This is a genomic window from Pseudomonas sp. NFPP12, from assembly GCF_900103205.1.
Classification (GTDB): domain Bacteria; phylum Pseudomonadota; class Gammaproteobacteria; order Pseudomonadales; family Pseudomonadaceae; genus Aquipseudomonas; species Aquipseudomonas protegens.
Genome location: NZ_FMWW01000005.1, coordinates 458,514 through 474,865, shown reverse-complemented (window position 1 = coordinate 474,865; position 16,352 = coordinate 458,514). Strand labels below are relative to the sequence as shown.

Here is a 16,352-nt window from a genome sequence, read left to right as displayed (position 1 = left end):
GGGAGTCCGGCTGTGTTGTCTGTGCCTTGTGAAACAATGATCCACAGGAGCGTGGAAATGCGTTGGGCGACCTATTTCGCCGTTTTGGCCGCAGTCTTGAGTGTCGGCCTGGCCCTGGGCGTGACCATGCCCCTGGTGTCGTTTCGTCTCGAAAGCTGGGGCTACGGGCCTTTTGCAATTGGCGTGGTGGCGGCGATGCCGGCCATTGGCGTGTTGCTCGGGGCGAAGATCTCCAGCCGCCTGGCGGCGCGCTTCGGCACCGCCGGCCTGATGCGCCTGTGCCTGTGGGGCGGGGCGATCTCCATTGCCTTGCTGGCGCTGCTGCCCAGCTATCCGTTGTGGTTGGTGCTGCGCCTGATACTGGGAGTGGTCCTGACCATCATCTTCATTCTGGGGGAAAGCTGGATCAATCAGCTGGTGGTGGAGCAGTGGCGTGGCCGGCTGGTGGCGCTGTATGGCGCAAGCTATGCCTTGAGCCAGTTGGCCGGGCCGCTGCTGTTGGGCGTGCTGGGTACTGAGCATGATTACGGTTTCTGGACCGCGGTGGGTTTGCTGGTGGTATCACCGCTCCTGCTGCTGGGGCGCGGCGGGGCGCCGAGCACCGAGTCGTGCAGCGTGACCCTGTTTGACCTGTGGCACTTCTGTCAGAAGTTGCCGGCGATTGCCTGGGCAGTTGCATTGTTCGCTACTTTCGAGGCGCTGATTCTGACCCTGCTGCCGGTGTATTGCTTGAGTCAGGGGTTCACCCAAGACGTTGCCCTGGCCATGGTCAGCACCGTGGTGGTGGGGGATGCACTTTTGCAGCTGCCGATTGGCGCCCTGGCGGATCGGATTTCCCGGCGCGGCCTGTTCACCGGCTGCGCGGTGATCCTGCTGTGTTCCAGCCTGGCCATTCCGCTGTTGCTGGGCACCGTGCTGATCTGGCCACTGTGGGTGTTGTTCGGGGCCAGCGCCGGGGGCTTGTTCACCTTGTCGCTGATCCTGATCGGCGAGCGTTACCGCGATGACGCACTGGTGCGGGCCAATGCCCATGTGGCGCAGCTCTGGGGCATTGGCTGCCTGATCGGGCCGCTGGTGGCAGGGGCCGGCAGCCAGTGGGTGAGCGGCCACGCCATGTTGCTGCTGGTGGCGGCCGGGGCTTTTGGCTTGCTTGTCCTGCTGCTGCGCCAGGGGGCCTTTGGCGAGGCCCAGGCTGCGTTGTAGCCACTCAGAGCATGCGTTCCAGGCCGATGCGGGTGCTCAGCCAGGCATTGAAGCGGCGCCACCAGTTGCCGGGTTCATGGCCCAGGCTGTGCAACTGGCCCTGGTCCTCGGTCACCCAGACCAGCTTGCCGTCCAGCAGCTTGACCTGGTAGCTCAGGGCCGGCGCCATCCCCTGCAGGGCCAGAGCGCGGACATGTTCAGCCAGCTCGGGGCTGTCCACCAGCACCCCGACCTCGGTGTTCCACAGCACCGAACGGGGGTCGAAGTTGAACGAGCCGATGAAGCTCTTTCGTCGGTCGAAGATCATCGCCTTGCTGTGCAGGCTGGAGTCGGAGCCCTTGTAGGAGCCGCTGTGGAACAGGTGCGGCCCGCTGCCACCGCGCTCGCCGGGTTGTCGGCGCAGTTCGTAGAGCTTCACTCCATGTTCCAGCAATGCCTTGCGATAGGGCGCATAGCCGCCATGCACCACTGGCACGTCGGTGGCTTCCAGGGAGTTGGTCAACAGGCTCACCGAGACTCCGGCGTCCGCGCGCCCGGTCAGGTACACCAGCCCGGGCTGCCCCGGAACGAAGTAGGCCGAGATCATGATCAGTTCCTTGCCGACCCCGCTCAGTTCCGGTGCCAGCTGGGTGGTGAGCAGCAGGTGCGGGTCGGGGTCACCCTTGGCCAGGACCTTGGCCGGAGCGTCCCACAGGGCCTGGTTCCAGGCCCAGATCAGTTCCTTGCGCCAGATGTCCATGCGCGGCTGGGTCTGGTAGGTCATTAACTGCCGGTACAGCGCCTGGTTCTGCCGGCGGCTGTCCTGCAAGGATTCCTCGAGGCGCAGCCGGGTGTTGTCCAGCGCCTTGGCGGAAGGTGTGCTGGACAGGAACTCGCCGATGGGGCGGCTCAGGGCGCTGTTCCAGTACTGGTCGAAGCTGTGGCCCAGTTGCTCGGCCACCGGCCCCACGCTGAACATGTCGATGTCGGTGAAGTTCAGGTTGGGCTGGGCGTCGAAGTATTCATCCCCCAGGTTGCGCCCGCCGACGATGGCTACGCTGTTGTCTGCCAGCCAGAGCTTGTTGTGCATCCGCCGATGCTGCTGCGACAGGTTGAACAGGCGGCCCATGGCCCGGGTCAGGCCGGTGCTGCGGCCCAGGTGCAGAGGGTTGAACAGGCGGATCTGGATCTGCGGATGGGCGGCCAGGGTGGCGATGATCTGGTCCAGGCCGTCGCTGGTGGTGTCGTCCAGCAGGATGCGTACCCGCACGCCACGGTCGGCGGCCTTGAGCAGTTCGTCCACCAGCATGCGGGTGCTGATGCCGTCGTGGACGATGTAGTACTGCAGGTCGAGGCTGCTTTGCGCGTTGCGGATCAGCTCGGCGCGGGCCATGAACGCTTCGGTGCTGTTGGGTAGCAGGCGAAAGCCGGAACGCCCCTGGTAGGGCGCGGCCTGGGCCCGGATCGACTGGGCAAAGCCCGAATCACGGGCGGGCAGGGCCTGGCTGGGTTGGTACGGGACCTCGCGGGTAGCGCAGCCGCCCAGCCCGAGGCTCAGCAGCAGAAGCCAGGTGAAGGCCTGTATAGGGTTCAAGTCAGGTCATCTCGCATCACGGCACGGGTTGGCATGGGACGGCTGGCTTCCTGCTTCGGGTCGGGGTCAGTCCGAGGTTTCACTGAGCAGCTTGATGGCTGCAGCGCCGACCTTGCGTACCGCGTCTTCGATCTGCGCGGTTGGCTTGGCAGCGTAGTTCATCCGCAGGCAATTGCGGTACTTACCCGAGGCGGAAAAGATGCTGCCCACAGCAATCTGCACCCCTTGCTCGAGCAGCACTCGGTTGAGCTTCAGAGCATCAAAGCCCTCGGGGAGTTCGATCCACAGCATGAAACTGCCCTGTGGCCGGCTGGCGCGAGTGCCGGCGGGGAAGTAGCGGCTGACCCAATCGAGCATCAGGTCACGATTGCGCTGGTACTGGGTGCGCATCTTGCGCAAATGCGGCTCGAAGTGGCCGCTCTTGAGAAACTCGGCGATGGCTACCTGGGGCTGCGGGGCCGTGGAACCGGTGCTGATGTATTTCATGTGCAGTACACGTTCCAGGTAGCGGCCGGGCGCCACCCAGCCGATGCGCAGGCCTGGGGCCAGGGTTTTCGAGAACGAGCTGCACAGCAGCACCCGGCCATCATCGTCGAAGGACTTGATGGTGCGCGGGCGCGGGTAGGTGTAGGCCAGTTCGCCATACACATCGTCCTCGATGATCGCCACGTCGAAGCGCTGCGCCAGGGTCAGCAGTGCCCGCTTGCGCGGCTCCGGCATGATGTAGCCCAGGGGGTTGTTGCAGTTGGGTGTCAACTGTATGGCCTTGATCGGCCACTGTTCCAAAGCCAGTTCCAGGGCTTCCAGACTGATTCCGGTAATGGGGTCGGTGGGGATCTCCAGGGCCTTCATGCCCAGGCCCTTGAGGGTCTGCATGGCGCCGTGGAAGCTCGGCGAGTCCACGGCGACGATGTCCCCCGGTTCGCAGATGGCGCGAATGCTGGTGGACAGCGCCTCGTGGCAGCCGGTGGTGATCACCAGGTCGCCGGCCCCCAGCTGGCAGCCGGAATCCAGCATCAGCCGCGCGACCTGCTCGCGCAGCTCCAGCACGCCGTAGATGTTGTCGTAGTGCAGGCCTGGCATGTCCTGGCGCCGGCTGAGGCGAGCCAGGGCCCGCAGCAGAGGCTTGAGGGTGGGTGTGGTGATGTCCGGCATGCCGCGGCCCAGTTGCACCACGTCCTTGCGCGGCACGGCGCGAATCAGTTCCAGCACCTGGTCCCACTGCGAGATCTCTACCGGCCGCTGGGCCGGGCGGCCAACGGCGGGCAGGGCGGGCAGTTCGCGGCTGGGCGGCACGAAGTAGCCGGACTTGGGCTTGGGCATCGCCAGGCCGTTGTCTTCCAGCAGGCGGTAGGCCTGCTGCACGGTACTCAGGCTGACCCCGTGCTCGACGCTCAGGGCGCGCACGGAGGGCAGTCGATCGCCGGGGCGGTAGAAGCCCTGCTCAATGCGGGTGCCCAGGAGTTCGGCGAGGTTGACGTAGAGGGTCATGGCATTGGCTCGTAGTGGGGGGCGCGAGGACCGGTACAGATGGGGCAAAAATACAGGATTCAGCAGGATTTTTGGCAAAACTGTATGGAGTTAATACTGCTGTATTGAGTCTGTAATGGTTTTTGCGCACCAAGCATCCTATTGGCTCATGGCAACTTTGAGCAAACAGGAGCAATACAGATGAACGGCTTGAGCGATGTGCGTCTGTCGTTACGGAGTCAGGAGCTGCAGGCAGAGCAGGAGCAGGCACTGGCGGCACGCCTGCCACGTTCTGCACCGCCCGGGCTGAGCCCGCTGGGTCTGTACTGGCATCGGCTGCGCACGCGCAAGGCGTTGCTGGAGCTGACTGCCGAGCAGTTGCGCGATGTCGGCCTGAGTCGGGAAGAGGCGCGGGCCGAAGGTCTCAAGCCGTTCTGGCGGCTGTAGGCCGACGCCGCGCAGCCACGGGGAGGGTCAGAGCAGTTCCTTCAAGCGGTGCCAGAGCATGCCCAGGGCCAGCAGCGGCGAGCGCAGATGCTTGCCGCCCGGGAAGGTGATGTGCGGCACCTTGGCGAACAGGTCGAAACCGCCGCCGTGCTGGCCGCTGATGGCCTCGCCCAGCAGCTTGCCCGCCAGGTGCGTGGCATTCAGGCCGTGGCCCGAATAGGCCTGGGCGTAATACACATTGGGCTGGTCCTTGAGCCGGCCGATCTGCGGCAGGCGGTTGGCGCCGATGCCGATCATGCCGCCCCACTGGTAGTCGATCTTCACTGCGGCCAGTTGCGGGAACACTTCCAGCATCTTCGGCCGCATGTAGGCGGCGATGTCCTTGGGGTCACGCCCCGAATAATGACAGGCACCCCCGAACAGCAGGCGCCGGTCAGCCGAAAGGCGGTAGTAGTCCAGGGCCACGCGCTGGTCGCAGACCGCCATGTTCTGCGGCAGCAGTTCCTGGGCCAGGGCCGGGCTCAAGGGTTCCGTGGCGATGATGTAGCTGCCGGCCGGAAGCACCTTGCCCCCCAATTCCGGATTGAGATCGTTGAGGTAGGCGTTGCAGCCCAGCACCAGGGTCTTGGCCCGGACGGTGCCGCGACTGCTGTGGACCTTGACCTCGGGGCTGTAGTCGATGCGGGTCACCGCAGAGTGCTCGAACAGTTGCACCCCCAGTTGCTGCGCCGCCCGGGCTTCGCCCAGGGCCAGGTTCAGCGGGTGCAGGTGGCCCGAACCCATGTCGATCAAGCCGCCAACATAGCGCTTGGAACCCACCACGCTGTGCATTTCATCGGCCTGCAGCAGCCGGGTCTGGTGGCGATAGCCCAGGCTGCGCAGTTCCTCGGCGTCTTCGGCGAAGCCTTCAAGGTCGGCCGGCTTGTTGGCCAGGTCGCAGTAGCCCCAGGTCAGGTCGCAAGGGATCTGGAAACGCTCGATGCGTTGGCGGACGATCTCCACCGCCTCCAGCCCCATGAGCTTCATCTGCCGCACTCCGTCCTCGCCTATCACCTTGGTGAACTGGTCGAGGCCGTGGCCGACGCCGCGAATCAACTGCCCGCCATTGCGCCCGCTGGCGCCCCAGCCGATCTTGTGTGCCTCCAGCAGGATCACGCTGAGGCCACGCTCGGCCAGTTCCAGCGCGGTGTTGAGCCCGGAAAAACCGCCCCCGACCACGCACACATCGGCTGTCAGATCGCCCGCCAACGCTGGGTAGTCAGGTTGCGGCAGGCTGCTGGCGGCATAGTAGGAAGCGGCGTGCTGAAGGCTGGCGGGCATGGGATGCGTCCTGATGATGGTGTCGGTAAAAATGCGCGGAGCATAAGTCGGGCCTTTGCGCCGGGGCAACCGCAGGACGCCCGGTCCTGTCTGCCGCCAGGCATTTAGGGCAGAATTCACGGCTATTCATGCCCCGGTAGTCTTTTTCATGAGCTGTAACCGTCAAATCGTCCGCAGCCTGCGTCAGCAGATTCCCTCTTTCGAGTGCGTTCCCGGCTGCCACGACTGCTGCGGCCCGGTGACCACCTCGCCGGAGGAAATGTCCCGCCTGCCGCGCAAGACCGCTGCCGAGCAGGAAGCTGCCATGGACGAGCTCAACTGCGTGCACCTGGGACCCAACGGTTGCACCGTGTATGACGAGCGTCCGCTGATCTGCCGCCTGTTCGGCACCACGCCGAGCCTGCCTTGCCCCAACGGCCGGCGCCCGGTGGATATGATCCACCCCCGGGTCGAAAAACAGATCCACGACTACATGGCCAGCACTCGCCAGGTCCTGGTCTAGCCCCGAGCACCCCGGCTTGCCGGCGAAGGCTGCACCCTCTCGCTTCAATCCGGAATCGGCAGGCTCAGGCTCTCCTTCACCTCTTCCATGACGATGTAGCTCTTGGACTCGCGCACGTGGGGCAGCTTGAGCAGGATGTCCCCCAGCAACTTGCGGTAGGACGCCATTTCCGAGATCCGCGCCTTGACCAGATAGTCGAAGTCGCCGGACACCAGGTGGCACTCCAGCACGTGGGGCAGCTTCAGCACCGCCCGGCGAAACTCCTCGAAGGTATCGCCGGACTTGTAGTCCAGGCTGATCTCGACGAACACCAGCAGGCTGCCCTTGAGGTGCTGCGGATTGAGCCGCGCGTTGTAGCCCATGATGATCCCTTCGCGCTCCAGGCGGCGCACGCGCTCGGTGCAGGGGGTGGTGGAGAGGCCCACTCGCTCCCCCAGCTCGGTGAAGGAAATGCGTCCGTCGGCCTGGAGTATCCGCAAGATATTGCGATCGATCTTGTCCAGGGCCCGACGGGTCTGATGGTTGGTGCGCATAGGGGATGCCCCTCCGTGAAAAGCAATATCGCCGAGAATTCTCGCCAAATATAGGCGGTTATATAGTGAAAATCACTGCTCAATGTTTCTTACACTGCGCCCATCTTTGCTCTGAATAACAAACGTCAGCGGTCAAGCCGCGATGAGGATATGAAAATGCGCGTTCTGGTCTTGGGCAGTGGCGTTATCGGAACCACCAGTGCCTATTATCTGGCTCGAGCCGGATTTGAAGTGACCGTAGTGGACCGTCAGCCGGCCGCCGCCATGGAAACCAGCTTCGCCAACGCCGGCCAGGTCTCGCCTGGCTATGCGTCGCCCTGGGCCGCTCCGGGTGTACCGCTCAAAGCCATCAAATGGCTGCTGCAGCGCCACGCGCCACTGGCGATCAAGGCCACGGCCGACATCGACCAGTACCTGTGGATGGCACAGATGCTGCGCAACTGCACCGCCAGCCGCTATGCGGTGAACAAGGAACGCATGGTGCGCCTGTCCGAATACAGCCGTGACTGCCTCGACGAGTTGCGAGCGGAAACCGGCATTGCCTACGAAGGCCGCAGCCTGGGCACTACCCAGCTGTTCCGCACCCAGGCGCAGCTGGACGGTGCGGCGAAAGACATCGCCGTGCTCAAGGAATCCGGCGTGCCGTTCGAACTGCTGGACCGCGAAGGCATCGCCCGGGTCGAGCCGGCCCTGGCCAACGTCACTGACATCCTCGCCGGTGCCCTGCGCCTGCCCAACGACCAGACTGGCGACTGCCAGATCTTCACCACGCGCCTGGCGGAAATGGCCAGCAAGCTGGGTGTGGAGTTCCGCTTCGGCCAGGACATCCAGCGCATCGACTTTGCCGGTGACCGGATCAACGGCGTGTGGATCGACGGCAAGCTGGAAACCGCCGACCGCTACGTGCTGGCCCTGGGCAGCTACTCGCCGCAATTGCTCAAGCCGCTGGGCATCAAGGCGCCGGTGTACCCGCTCAAGGGTTACTCCCTGACCGTGCCGATCACCAACCCGGCCATGGCCCCGACTTCCACCATCCTCGACGAAACCTACAAGGTCGCGATCACCCGTTTCGACAACCGGATCCGGGTCGGCGGCATGGCGGAGATAGCCGGTTTTGACCTCTCGCTCAATCCGCGCCGGCGTGAAACGCTGGAGATGATCGTCAACGATCTCTATCCTCAGGGCGGCGACCTGTCCCAGGCCAGTTTCTGGACGGGGCTGCGTCCTACCACCCCGGATGGCACGCCGATTGTGGGCGCCACACCGTTCCGCAACCTGTTCTTGAACACTGGCCACGGTACGCTCGGCTGGACCATGGCTTGCGGTTCCGGTCGCCTGCTGGCGGACCTGATGGCCAAGAAAAAGCCGCAGATCAGCGCCGAAGGCCTCGATATTTCCCGTTACGGTAACCCTCAGGAGTCAGCTAAACATGTCAATCCAGCGCCAGCTCACCAATGAGCGCATGAGCCAGATTGTTGTCCACGGCGGTACGGTGTATCTGTCCGGGCAAGTCGGCGATGACATGCAGGCCGGGATCGAACAGCAGACCCGCGAGACCCTGGCCAACATCGAACGCCTGCTGGACCTGGCCGGTACCGACAAGAGCAAGCTGCTGTCGGTGACCATCTACCTGAAGGACATCGATGCCCACTTCGCTGGCATGAACAGTGTCTGGGACCAGTGGCTGCCAAAAGGCGTGGCGCCGGCCCGGGCCACGGTCGAAGCCAAGCTGTGCGAACCGGAAATCCTGGTCGAGCTGTCCGTAGTGGCCGCTCTGCCTTAAGCGACAAGATCCCTCTCCCGGTGCCGGTGGCGGCTCGCCGTTATCCAGCACCGGTTTTTTATTCCCCATGACCGCCTAGAAGTCTGCCGCCATGCGCCCTGCCCGTGCCCTGATCGATCTCCAAGCCCTGCGTCACAACTACCAACTGGCCCGTGAAATCTCGGGAGTTCGTGCTCTCGCGGTGATCAAGGCCGATGCCTACGGCCATGGCGCGGTGCGCTGCGCCCAGGCACTGGAAGGCGAGGCCGACGGTTTCGCCGTGGCCTGCATCGAAGAAGCCCTGGAGCTGCGCGCCGCGGGCATTCGTGCGCCGGTGCTGCTGCTGGAAGGTTTTTTCGAAGCATCCGAGCTGGCGCTGATCGTCGAGCATGATTTCTGGTGCGTGGTGCATTCGCTGTGGCAACTCGAAGCCATCGAGCAGGCGGCCGTGGCCAAGCCACTGACGGTCTGGCTCAAGCTGGATTCGGGCATGCACCGGGTCGGCCTGCATCCCAAGGATTACCAGGCGGCGTATCAGCGCCTGCAGGCCAGCGGCAAGGTCGAGAAGATCGTGCTGATGAGCCACTTTGCCCGCGCCGATGAACTGGACTGCCCGCGTAGTAGCGAGCAGGTGGCGGTATTCGAAGCGGCTCGCCAGGGCCTCGGAGCGGAAATCAGCCTGCGCAATTCGCCGGCGGTCATGGGCTGGCCCAGCGTACCCAGTGATTGGGTGCGCCCGGGCATCATGCTCTACGGTTCGACGCCGTTCGAAGAAAACAACTCGGTGGCCGCGCGCTTGCAGCCGGTAATGACCCTGGAGTCCAAGGTGATCTGCGTGCGTGAACTGCCGGCCGGCGAGCCGGTGGGCTACGGCGCCAGGTTCATCACCGACAGGCCAATGCGCATCGGCGTGGTTGCCATGGGGTATGCCGACGGTTATCCGCGCCATGCGCCTACTGGTACGCCGGTACTGGTGGCCGGCCAGCGCAGCCGCCTGCTGGGCCGGGTGTCCATGGACATGCTGTGTGTCGACCTGACGGACGTGCCCCAGGCCGGTCTTGGTTCGACCGTGGAGTTGTGGGGCAAGAACATCCTCGCCAGCGATGTTGCGCAGGCCGCCGATACCATCCCTTATCAGCTGTTCTGCAACCTGCGCCGGGTACCGTTGGTGTACTGCGAAGGCTGAGATTCCGTGGGCTGTACCGAAAGTCGCCTTCCCGGAGGGAATCGGGAGCAAGTGTTGTAAATACTGAACGCTGTCGCCATGATAACGCTCAATTACAACAACGCCTGATTCCCGCCTAGGAGGCTGCCGCATTGGACGTCGGTGAACGACTGCAATCCATCCGTAAACTGAAAGGTCTTTCCCAGCGTGAACTCGCCAAGCGTGCGGGCGTCACCAATAGCACCATTTCAATGATCGAAAAGAACAGCGTCAGCCCCTCGATCAGCTCGCTGCGCAAGGTGCTGGGCGGCATTCCCATGTCCATGGTGGAGTTCTTTTCCGAGGAAATTCTCCAGGAAACGCCTTCTCAGATCGTCTACAAGGCCCACGAACTGATCGACATCTCCGATGGTGCGGTGACCATGAAGCTGGTGGGCCGGGCTCATCCGAGCCGCGCCATTGCCTTCCTCAACGAGATCTACCCGCCGGGTGCCGATACCGGTGAAGAGATGCTCACCCACGACGGCGAGGAAACCGGGATTCTCCTCGAGGGGCGTCTGGAACTGGTGGTAGGGCTTGAAACATTTGTCCTCGAAGCCGGCGACAGCTACTACTTTGAGAGTACGAAGCCGCACCGTTTCCGTAATCCGTTCGATGTTCCGGCGCGGCTAATCAGCGCAGCCACTCCGGCGAACTTCTAGATCAAGAGGCGTCCTGCAAGGCTTGCAGAGAGGCCCCCAGCGACATTTTGCCGCGAATAAGACCCCTTCGACTTTGGGGTTGTTTCAGTGTGGCGGGCTAACCGTTATACTTTCGCCCGCCTGCGAAACCGTGGCCGCAGGCGTGACTAGCCACCATTGAGGGTGTACGCGTGAACCTAATTATGAAAATGCTGGCCGCACCAGCAACCGTATTGGCCCTTTGGGCAGTCAGCGCTCAAGCTGCGACTAATGATGATATTGCCAAGCGTCTTGAGCCTGTCGGCCAGGTCTGCGTCCAGGGGCAGGAATGCAAGGGTATGGAAGTGGCCGCCTCTGCGGGCGGTGGCGGTGGCGCGAAATCCCCGGATGACGTGATCGCCAAGCACTGCAACGCTTGCCACGGCACCGGCCTGTTGGGCGCACCGAAAATCGGTGACACCGCAGCCTGGAAAGAGCGCGCCGATCACCAGGGCGGCCTCGACGGCATCCTGGCCAAGGCCATCACCGGGATCAACGCAATGCCGCCTAAAGGCACTTGCGCCGATTGCTCCGATGACGAGCTCAAAGGTGCAATCCAGAAGATGTCCGGTCTGAAATAAGCCGCCATCTTCAGCGAAAAAGCCGCTTACGAGCGGCTTTTTTGTGGGCGTAATTTGCCCTGTGTACTGGTCAATGCAGCAAACTCCCGGCAAGCTCGGTCCAACCTCAATTCATGGACGGTCCCCGGAGGGTCAGATGCTGCAATCCTGTTCTATCGAGCATGCGGTGGATGAAGTGCTCGCGCGTTTGCCGCAACACATTCACATGGGCATGCCTCTGGGGCTGGGCAAACCCAACCGTTTCGCCAATGCCCTGTACCGGCGCATCGCCGGGATGCCGGAACGCCAGCTGACCATCTACACCGCTTTGAGCCTGGGCCGGCCGGCCCTGGGCGACGGTTTGCAGAAGCGCTTCCTCGAACCCTTCGTCGAACGGGTATTCGGTGACTACCCGGAGCTGGATTTTCTCGCTGACCTGCATCGCGACAGCCTGCCGGCGAACATTCGCGTCGAGCAGTTCTTCATGCAGCCCGGCAGCCTCCTGCACAGTGCCCCGGCGCAGCAGGACTACGTCAGCAGCAACTACAGCCATGCCGCCCGGGACATCAACGCAGCCGGTCTGAACCTGGTGGCGCAACTGCTGGCCAGGGACCCGCAAGACGCGGGACGCCTGAGCCTGAGCTGCAACCCGGACATCACCCTCGACATGTTGCCGATGATTGCCAAGCGCCGGGCGCAGGGGGAAACCATCTTGATCCTCGGCCAGGTCCACAGCGACCTGCCCTATATGCCGGGTGACTCGGAAATCGATGCCGCGGACCTCGACCTGCTGATCGACGAGGAGGAGCGCAGTACGTTGTTCTCCACGCCGAACATGCCCGTGGGTATCCAGGACCATTGCATAGGCCTGCACGCCAGCACCTTGGTGCGCGACGGCGGCACCCTGCAGATCGGCATTGGCTCCATGGGCGATGCGCTGACCGCGGCCTTGCTCGCACGGCAGGCGGACAACGAGGGCTACCGCGCACTGCTGGCAGACCTGCAGGTGGATTACTGGCAGCCGCTGATCGATCGCGAAGGGGGTGTCGAGCCCTTTGCCCAAGGGCTCTACGGCTGCAGCGAAATGTTCGTCAACGGCCTGCTGGCCCTGGCCGACGCGGGCATCGTGCGGCGCAAGGTGTACCCGACCGTGGCGCTGCAAGAGCAAGCCAATGCCGGCACCCTGGATCCGGATTCGGCTGTCGGCGGGGTCTCGATCCATGGCGGTTTCTTCCTTGGCCCGCGCAGCTTCTATCAGCGCCTGCGGGAGCTGCCCAAGAGCAGGCTGGCGCAGTTCAACATGACCGCCATCAGCTACATCAACGAGCTGTATGGCCATGAGGAGCTCAAGCGTCTGCAACGCCGGGATGCGCGCTTTATCAACAGCGCCTTCACCATGACCCTGATGGGGGCGGCGGTGTCCGACCAGTTGCAGGGCGGGCGCGTGCTGAGCGGGGTGGGCGGGCAATACAACTTCGTCGCCCAGGGCCATGCCCTGGCGGATGCCCGCTCGGTGCTGATCCTGCGCAGCTGGCGCGAGTCGGCGGGGGAGGTGAGTTCCAACATTGTCTGGGAATACGGCCACTGCACCATCCCCCGTCACCTGCGGGACATCGTGATCACCGAGTACGGCATCGCCGATCTGCGGGGCAAGACGGACGCCAAGGTGATCGAGGCGTTGCTCAATATCAGCGATTCACGCTTCCAGGCCGGATTGATCGAGCAGGCACAGAAAGCCGGCAAGCTGGCGAAGGACTTTCGTCTGGAGCCGCGTTTTGCCGACAACAGCCCACAGCGTTTGCAGAACATTCAGGCGCGTCATCGCCACTTGTTCCCGGAGTATCCGCTGGGCAGTGATTTCAGCGCCCAGGAGCGCGATCTGCTGCGGGCGCTGAACTGGCTCAAGAGCAAGTTCAAGCTCAGTGAGATCCTCGAGCTGGGCAAGGCGGCACTCGACGCACCGGAGCCCGCGGCGTTTGCCGAGCACTTGGAACGCATGGGGCTGGAGAAACCCGAAGGCCTGCGTGAAGACCTGTACCAGCGGTTCCTGCTGGCGGGTCTGCAGGCCACGGCACCCACCTTGTCGTAGGAGACGGCTTGCCGGCGAATGGGCCTTGAAGTCTTGCGCTGCTATAAGGGCGTCTTCGCTGGCAAGCCAGTTCCTACACAAGTCTATTGCTCTGGCGGGCGAGGTTACTCGATGAAGGTGACCACGCCGCCGGCCAGGGATTTGACCCGGGCCAGGGATTCCACGCGGTAGCCCTGGGAGTCCAGTTCGGCACGGCCGCCCTGGAACGACTTCTCGATGACGATGCCCAGGCCGGCCACGGTAGCGCCGGCCTGCTTGATGATCGAGATCAGGGCCTGGGACGCCTTACCGTTGGCCAGGAAGTCGTCGATGATCAGCACGCGGTCGCTGCTGGTCAGGTGCCGCGGGGAAATGGCGACGGTGCTTTCCACCTGCTTGGTGAAGGAGTACACGGTGGCCGACAGCAGGTTCTCGGTCAGGGTCAGGGACTGGTGCTTGCGGGCGAAGATCACCGGCACGCCCAGGTTCAGACCGGTCATGATCGCCGGGGCTATCCCTGAGGCTTCGATGGTGACGATCTTGGTGATGCCCGAATCCTTGAACAGCGTGGCGAATTCGTCGCCGATCAACTTCATCAACTGCGGGTCGATCTGATGGTTCAGAAAGGCGTCGACCTTCAGTACTTGATCGGAAAGCACGATGCCTTCTTCGCGAATTTTCTTGTGCAGTGCTTCCACGGAGCTTCCTCTACTGGCCACGTCTGGGCCAAAGGTCTGTTAAAAAATAGTCGATTTTAACGCTTTAACATCGCGCGTATATCCGCCAAGGCGCTATTGCCGCGAACGGCCTTCACTTCGGTCGGGGTGTCGTCGTTGCCTTCCCAGGCCAGATCGTCCGGGGGCAGCTCATCGAGGAAGCGGCTTGGCGCGCAGTCGATGATTTCACCGTACTGCTTGCGCTTGGCCGCAAAGGTAAAGGCCAGGGTCTGACGCGCGCGGGTAATGCCCACATAGGCCAGGCGTCGTTCTTCCTCGATGGTATCGGCTTCGATACTGGAGCGGTGCGGGAGGATTTCCTCTTCCATGCCCATGATGAACACGTAGGGAAATTCCAGACCCTTGGAGGCATGCAAGGTCATCATCTGCACGCCCTCGGCGCCGTCTTCCTCTTCCTGCTGACGTTCCAGCATGTCGCGCAGGACCAGCTTGCCGATGGCGTCTTCGACGGTCATCTCGCCGTCTTCGTCTTTTTCCAGGGTGTTCTTCAAGGCCTCGATCAGGAACCAGACGTTGCCCATCCGGTAGTCCGCCGCCTTGTCGCTGGAGCTGTTGGTGCGCAGCCAGTTCTCGTAGTCGATGTCCATGACCATGCTGCGCAGGGCGGAAATCGGGTCTTCGCCGGCGCACTGTTCGCGGACCCGGTCCATGAAGCGCTTGAAGCGCGCCAGGCGGTCGGTGAAACGGCTGTCCAGATGTTCGCCCAGGCCGATTTCGTCGGTGGCGGCGTACATCGAGATCTTGCGTTCGGTGGCATAGTTGCCGAGTTTTTCCAGGGTCGTGGAACCGATTTCCCGGCGCGGCACGTTGATCACCCGGAGGAAGGCGTTGTCGTCATCCGGGTTCACGATCAGGCGGAAGTAGGCCATCAGATCCTTTACTTCCTGGCGTCCGAAGAAGCTGTTACCGCCGGATAGGCGATAGGGCACCTGGTGGTGCTGCAGCTTCAGTTCGATCAGCTTGGCCTGGTAGTTGCCCCGGTAAAGAATGGCGAAGTCGCTGTAGGGGCGGTCGGTGCGCAGGTGCAGGCTGAGGATTTCCATGGCCACCCGTTCGGCCTCGGCATCTTCGTTGCGGCAGCGGATCACGCGGATCTCGTCGCCGTGGCCCATCTCGCTCCACAGCTGCTTTTCGAATTCGTGGGGGTTGTTGGAGATCAGCACGTTGGCGCAGCGCAGGATACGGCTGGTGGAGCGGTAGTTCTGCTCCAGCATCACCACTTTCAGGGACGGGTAGTCGTCCTTGAGCAGCATCAGGTTTTCCGGGCGTGCGCCGCGCCAGGCGTAGATCGACTGGTCATCGTCGCCCACCACGGTGAACTGGTTGCGCTTGCCGATCAGCATCTTCACCAGCAGGTACTGGCTGGCGTTGGTGTCCTGGTATTCGTCCACCAGCAGGTAGCGCACCTTGTTCTGCCATTTCTCCAGGATGTCGGCGTGCTCTTCGAACAGCTTCACCGGCAGCAGGATCAGGTCGTCGAAGTCCACTGCGTTGAACGCCTTGAGCGTGCGCTGGTAGTGGGTGTAGACGATGGCGGCGGTCTGTTCCTTGGGGTTGCGGGCGTTTTCCAGGGCCTCGGCGGGCAGGATCAGGTCGTTCTTCCACGAGCCGATCATGTTCTTGATCTCGTCGACGCCGTCGTCCCCGGAATACTCCTTCTGCATGATGTCGGTCATCAGGGCCTTGACGTCAGTCTCGTCAAAGATCGAGAAGCCCGGCTTGTAGCCCAGCCGCACATGCTCCTTGCGGATGATGTTCAGGCCCAGGTTGTGGAAGGTCGAGACCGTCAGGCCACGGCCTTCGCCACTGCGCAGCAGGGTGCCGACCCGCTCTTTCATTTCCCGCGCGGCCTTGTTGGTAAAGGTCATGGCGACAATGTACTGGGCGCGGATGCCGCAATTCTGGATCAGGTGCGCGATCTTGCGGGTGATCACGCTGGTCTTGCCGGAGCCTGCGCCGGCGAGCACCAAAAGAGGGCCGCCGACATAGTTCACGGCTTCTTGCTGCCGGGGATTGAGTCGGGACATGACGGTAAAAAGGGATCGGTTACGAAAAGGGCGGGCATTTTAACAGGCTGGACGGATTCTGCTGCCTCTGTCCGACTTGTGACGCACAACGCGATCTAAATTTGCCGGTTTTGATACTTTCCCTCAGGATGCGCGCTGAATATGCGTCTAATGTTCGAGTTAGAGCGGTACAAGAAATTGCGTATGATAATCAATATCAATTGTTATTGTTTATTTGCGCGCCATAATGCCCGCCGCCAACTTAATTTGCAGAGTCTAGGGAGCTA

Annotated in this window: 15 protein-coding genes; 9 read left to right on the top strand and 6 right to left on the bottom strand. The window is 62.8% G+C overall.

Annotated features, from left to right (window positions below; genetic code table 11):
• Positions 1-57 precede the first annotated feature (57 nt).
• Entirely contained in the window at positions 58-1,203 is a 1,146-nt protein-coding gene (locus BLS75_RS23340; RefSeq protein ID WP_072451862.1) for an MFS transporter, read from the top strand.
• A gap of 4 nt (positions 1,204-1,207) precedes the next feature.
• On the opposite strand, the gene BLS75_RS23335 is transcribed toward BLS75_RS23340, so the two are convergent.
• Together BLS75_RS23335 and BLS75_RS23330 are read right to left on the bottom strand one after the other, a co-directional pair.
• Positions 1,208-2,776, bottom strand: a complete 1,569-nt coding sequence (locus tag BLS75_RS23335) for a phospholipase D family protein (RefSeq protein ID WP_011064215.1) — start codon at positions 2,774-2,776, stop codon at positions 1,208-1,210.
• A 66-nt stretch (positions 2,777-2,842) separates the two neighbouring features.
• Positions 2,843-4,267, bottom strand: a complete 1,425-nt coding sequence (locus tag BLS75_RS23330; RefSeq protein WP_011064214.1) for an aminotransferase-like domain-containing protein — start codon at positions 4,265-4,267, stop codon at positions 2,843-2,845.
• Between the two features lie 180 nt (positions 4,268-4,447).
• Here BLS75_RS23330 and BLS75_RS23325 point away from each other — a divergent pair, with 180 nt between their 5' ends.
• The gene (locus BLS75_RS23325) at positions 4,448-4,693 is read left to right on the top strand and encodes a DUF1127 domain-containing protein (RefSeq protein WP_011064213.1); all 246 of its coding nucleotides are present in this window, start codon (positions 4,448-4,450) and stop codon (positions 4,691-4,693) included.
• Positions 4,694-4,720: 27 nt separating this feature from the next.
• On the opposite strand, the gene BLS75_RS23320 is transcribed toward BLS75_RS23325, so the two are convergent.
• Entirely contained in the window at positions 4,721-6,013 is a 1,293-nt protein-coding gene (locus BLS75_RS23320) for an NAD(P)/FAD-dependent oxidoreductase (RefSeq protein WP_072451861.1), read from the bottom strand.
• Between the two features lie 148 nt (positions 6,014-6,161).
• Between BLS75_RS23320 and BLS75_RS23315 the strand changes: the two genes are divergently transcribed.
• Entirely contained in the window at positions 6,162-6,515 is a 354-nt protein-coding gene (locus tag BLS75_RS23315) for a YkgJ family cysteine cluster protein (RefSeq protein WP_072451860.1), read from the top strand.
• A 44-nt stretch (positions 6,516-6,559) separates the two neighbouring features.
• Here the strand turns inward: BLS75_RS23315 and BLS75_RS23310 are convergent, their stop codons facing one another.
• Positions 6,560-7,048, bottom strand: a complete 489-nt coding sequence (locus tag BLS75_RS23310) for an Lrp/AsnC ligand binding domain-containing protein (protein ID WP_011064210.1) — start codon at positions 7,046-7,048, stop codon at positions 6,560-6,562.
• A gap of 156 nt (positions 7,049-7,204) precedes the next feature.
• On the opposite strand from BLS75_RS23310, the gene dadA reads away from it, so the two are divergent.
• The 6 genes from dadA (at position 7,205) to BLS75_RS23280 (ending at position 13,343) form a co-directional block, all read left to right on the top strand.
• Positions 7,205-8,506: a D-amino acid dehydrogenase gene (gene dadA, locus BLS75_RS23305; RefSeq protein ID WP_011064209.1), complete on the top strand. Its 1,302-nt coding sequence runs from the start codon at positions 7,205-7,207 to the stop codon at positions 8,504-8,506.
• Positions 8,478-8,831, top strand: coding sequence for a RidA family protein (locus BLS75_RS23300; RefSeq protein WP_011064208.1), 354 nt, complete (start codon positions 8,478-8,480; stop codon positions 8,829-8,831). Before dadA ends, BLS75_RS23300 begins: the two co-directional genes overlap by 29 nt.
• A gap of 91 nt (positions 8,832-8,922) precedes the next feature.
• Positions 8,923-9,996, top strand: coding sequence for an alanine racemase (gene alr / locus BLS75_RS23295; protein WP_019093097.1), 1,074 nt, complete (start codon positions 8,923-8,925; stop codon positions 9,994-9,996).
• 131 nt (positions 9,997-10,127) lie between these two features.
• On the top strand, positions 10,128-10,676 hold the full coding sequence (locus BLS75_RS23290; RefSeq protein ID WP_015637462.1) for a cupin domain-containing protein: 549 nt from the start codon (positions 10,128-10,130) through the stop codon (positions 10,674-10,676).
• Positions 10,677-10,858: 182 nt separating this feature from the next.
• Positions 10,859-11,275 (top strand): c-type cytochrome, encoded by a 417-nt coding sequence (locus BLS75_RS23285; RefSeq protein WP_011064205.1) that lies wholly within the window; start codon positions 10,859-10,861, stop codon positions 11,273-11,275.
• A 136-nt stretch (positions 11,276-11,411) separates the two neighbouring features.
• A complete protein-coding gene (locus BLS75_RS23280; RefSeq protein WP_072451859.1) occupies positions 11,412-13,343 on the top strand; it encodes an acetyl-CoA hydrolase/transferase C-terminal domain-containing protein in 1,932 nt (643 codons plus the stop codon).
• Between the two features lie 104 nt (positions 13,344-13,447).
• Here BLS75_RS23280 and BLS75_RS23275 read toward each other — a convergent pair whose 3' ends face one another.
• Positions 13,448-14,020 carry a xanthine phosphoribosyltransferase gene (locus BLS75_RS23275; protein WP_011064203.1) on the bottom strand — a complete coding sequence of 191 codons (573 nt, stop codon included), beginning with the start codon at positions 14,018-14,020 and terminating at the stop codon, positions 13,448-13,450.
• A gap of 56 nt (positions 14,021-14,076) precedes the next feature.
• A complete protein-coding gene (gene rep, locus BLS75_RS23270; protein WP_011064202.1) occupies positions 14,077-16,086 on the bottom strand; it encodes a DNA helicase Rep in 2,010 nt (669 codons plus the stop codon).
• Positions 16,087-16,352 lie beyond the last annotated feature (266 nt).

Coding starts and splice junctions, on each gene's coding strand:
- BLS75_RS23340 (WP_072451862.1), top strand. CDS start 58: ATGCGTTGGGCGACCTATTTCGCCGTTTTGGCCGCAGTCTTGAGTGTC.
- BLS75_RS23330 (WP_011064214.1), bottom strand. CDS start 4,267: ATGACCCTCTACGTCAACCTCGCCGAACTCCTGGGCACCCGCATTGAG.
- BLS75_RS23325 (WP_011064213.1), top strand. CDS start 4,448: ATGAACGGCTTGAGCGATGTGCGTCTGTCGTTACGGAGTCAGGAGCTG.
- BLS75_RS23320 (WP_072451861.1), bottom strand. CDS start 6,013: ATGCCCGCCAGCCTTCAGCACGCCGCTTCCTACTATGCCGCCAGCAGC.
- BLS75_RS23315 (WP_072451860.1), top strand. CDS start 6,162: ATGAGCTGTAACCGTCAAATCGTCCGCAGCCTGCGTCAGCAGATTCCC.
- BLS75_RS23310 (WP_011064210.1), bottom strand. CDS start 7,048: ATGCGCACCAACCATCAGACCCGTCGGGCCCTGGACAAGATCGATCGC.
- dadA (WP_011064209.1), top strand. CDS start 7,205: ATGCGCGTTCTGGTCTTGGGCAGTGGCGTTATCGGAACCACCAGTGCC.
- BLS75_RS23300 (WP_011064208.1), top strand. CDS start 8,478: ATGTCAATCCAGCGCCAGCTCACCAATGAGCGCATGAGCCAGATTGTT.
- alr (WP_019093097.1), top strand. CDS start 8,923: ATGCGCCCTGCCCGTGCCCTGATCGATCTCCAAGCCCTGCGTCACAAC.
- BLS75_RS23285 (WP_011064205.1), top strand. CDS start 10,859: ATGAAAATGCTGGCCGCACCAGCAACCGTATTGGCCCTTTGGGCAGTC.
- BLS75_RS23280 (WP_072451859.1), top strand. CDS start 11,412: ATGCTGCAATCCTGTTCTATCGAGCATGCGGTGGATGAAGTGCTCGCG.
- rep (WP_011064202.1), bottom strand. CDS start 16,086: ATGTCCCGACTCAATCCCCGGCAGCAAGAAGCCGTGAACTATGTCGGC.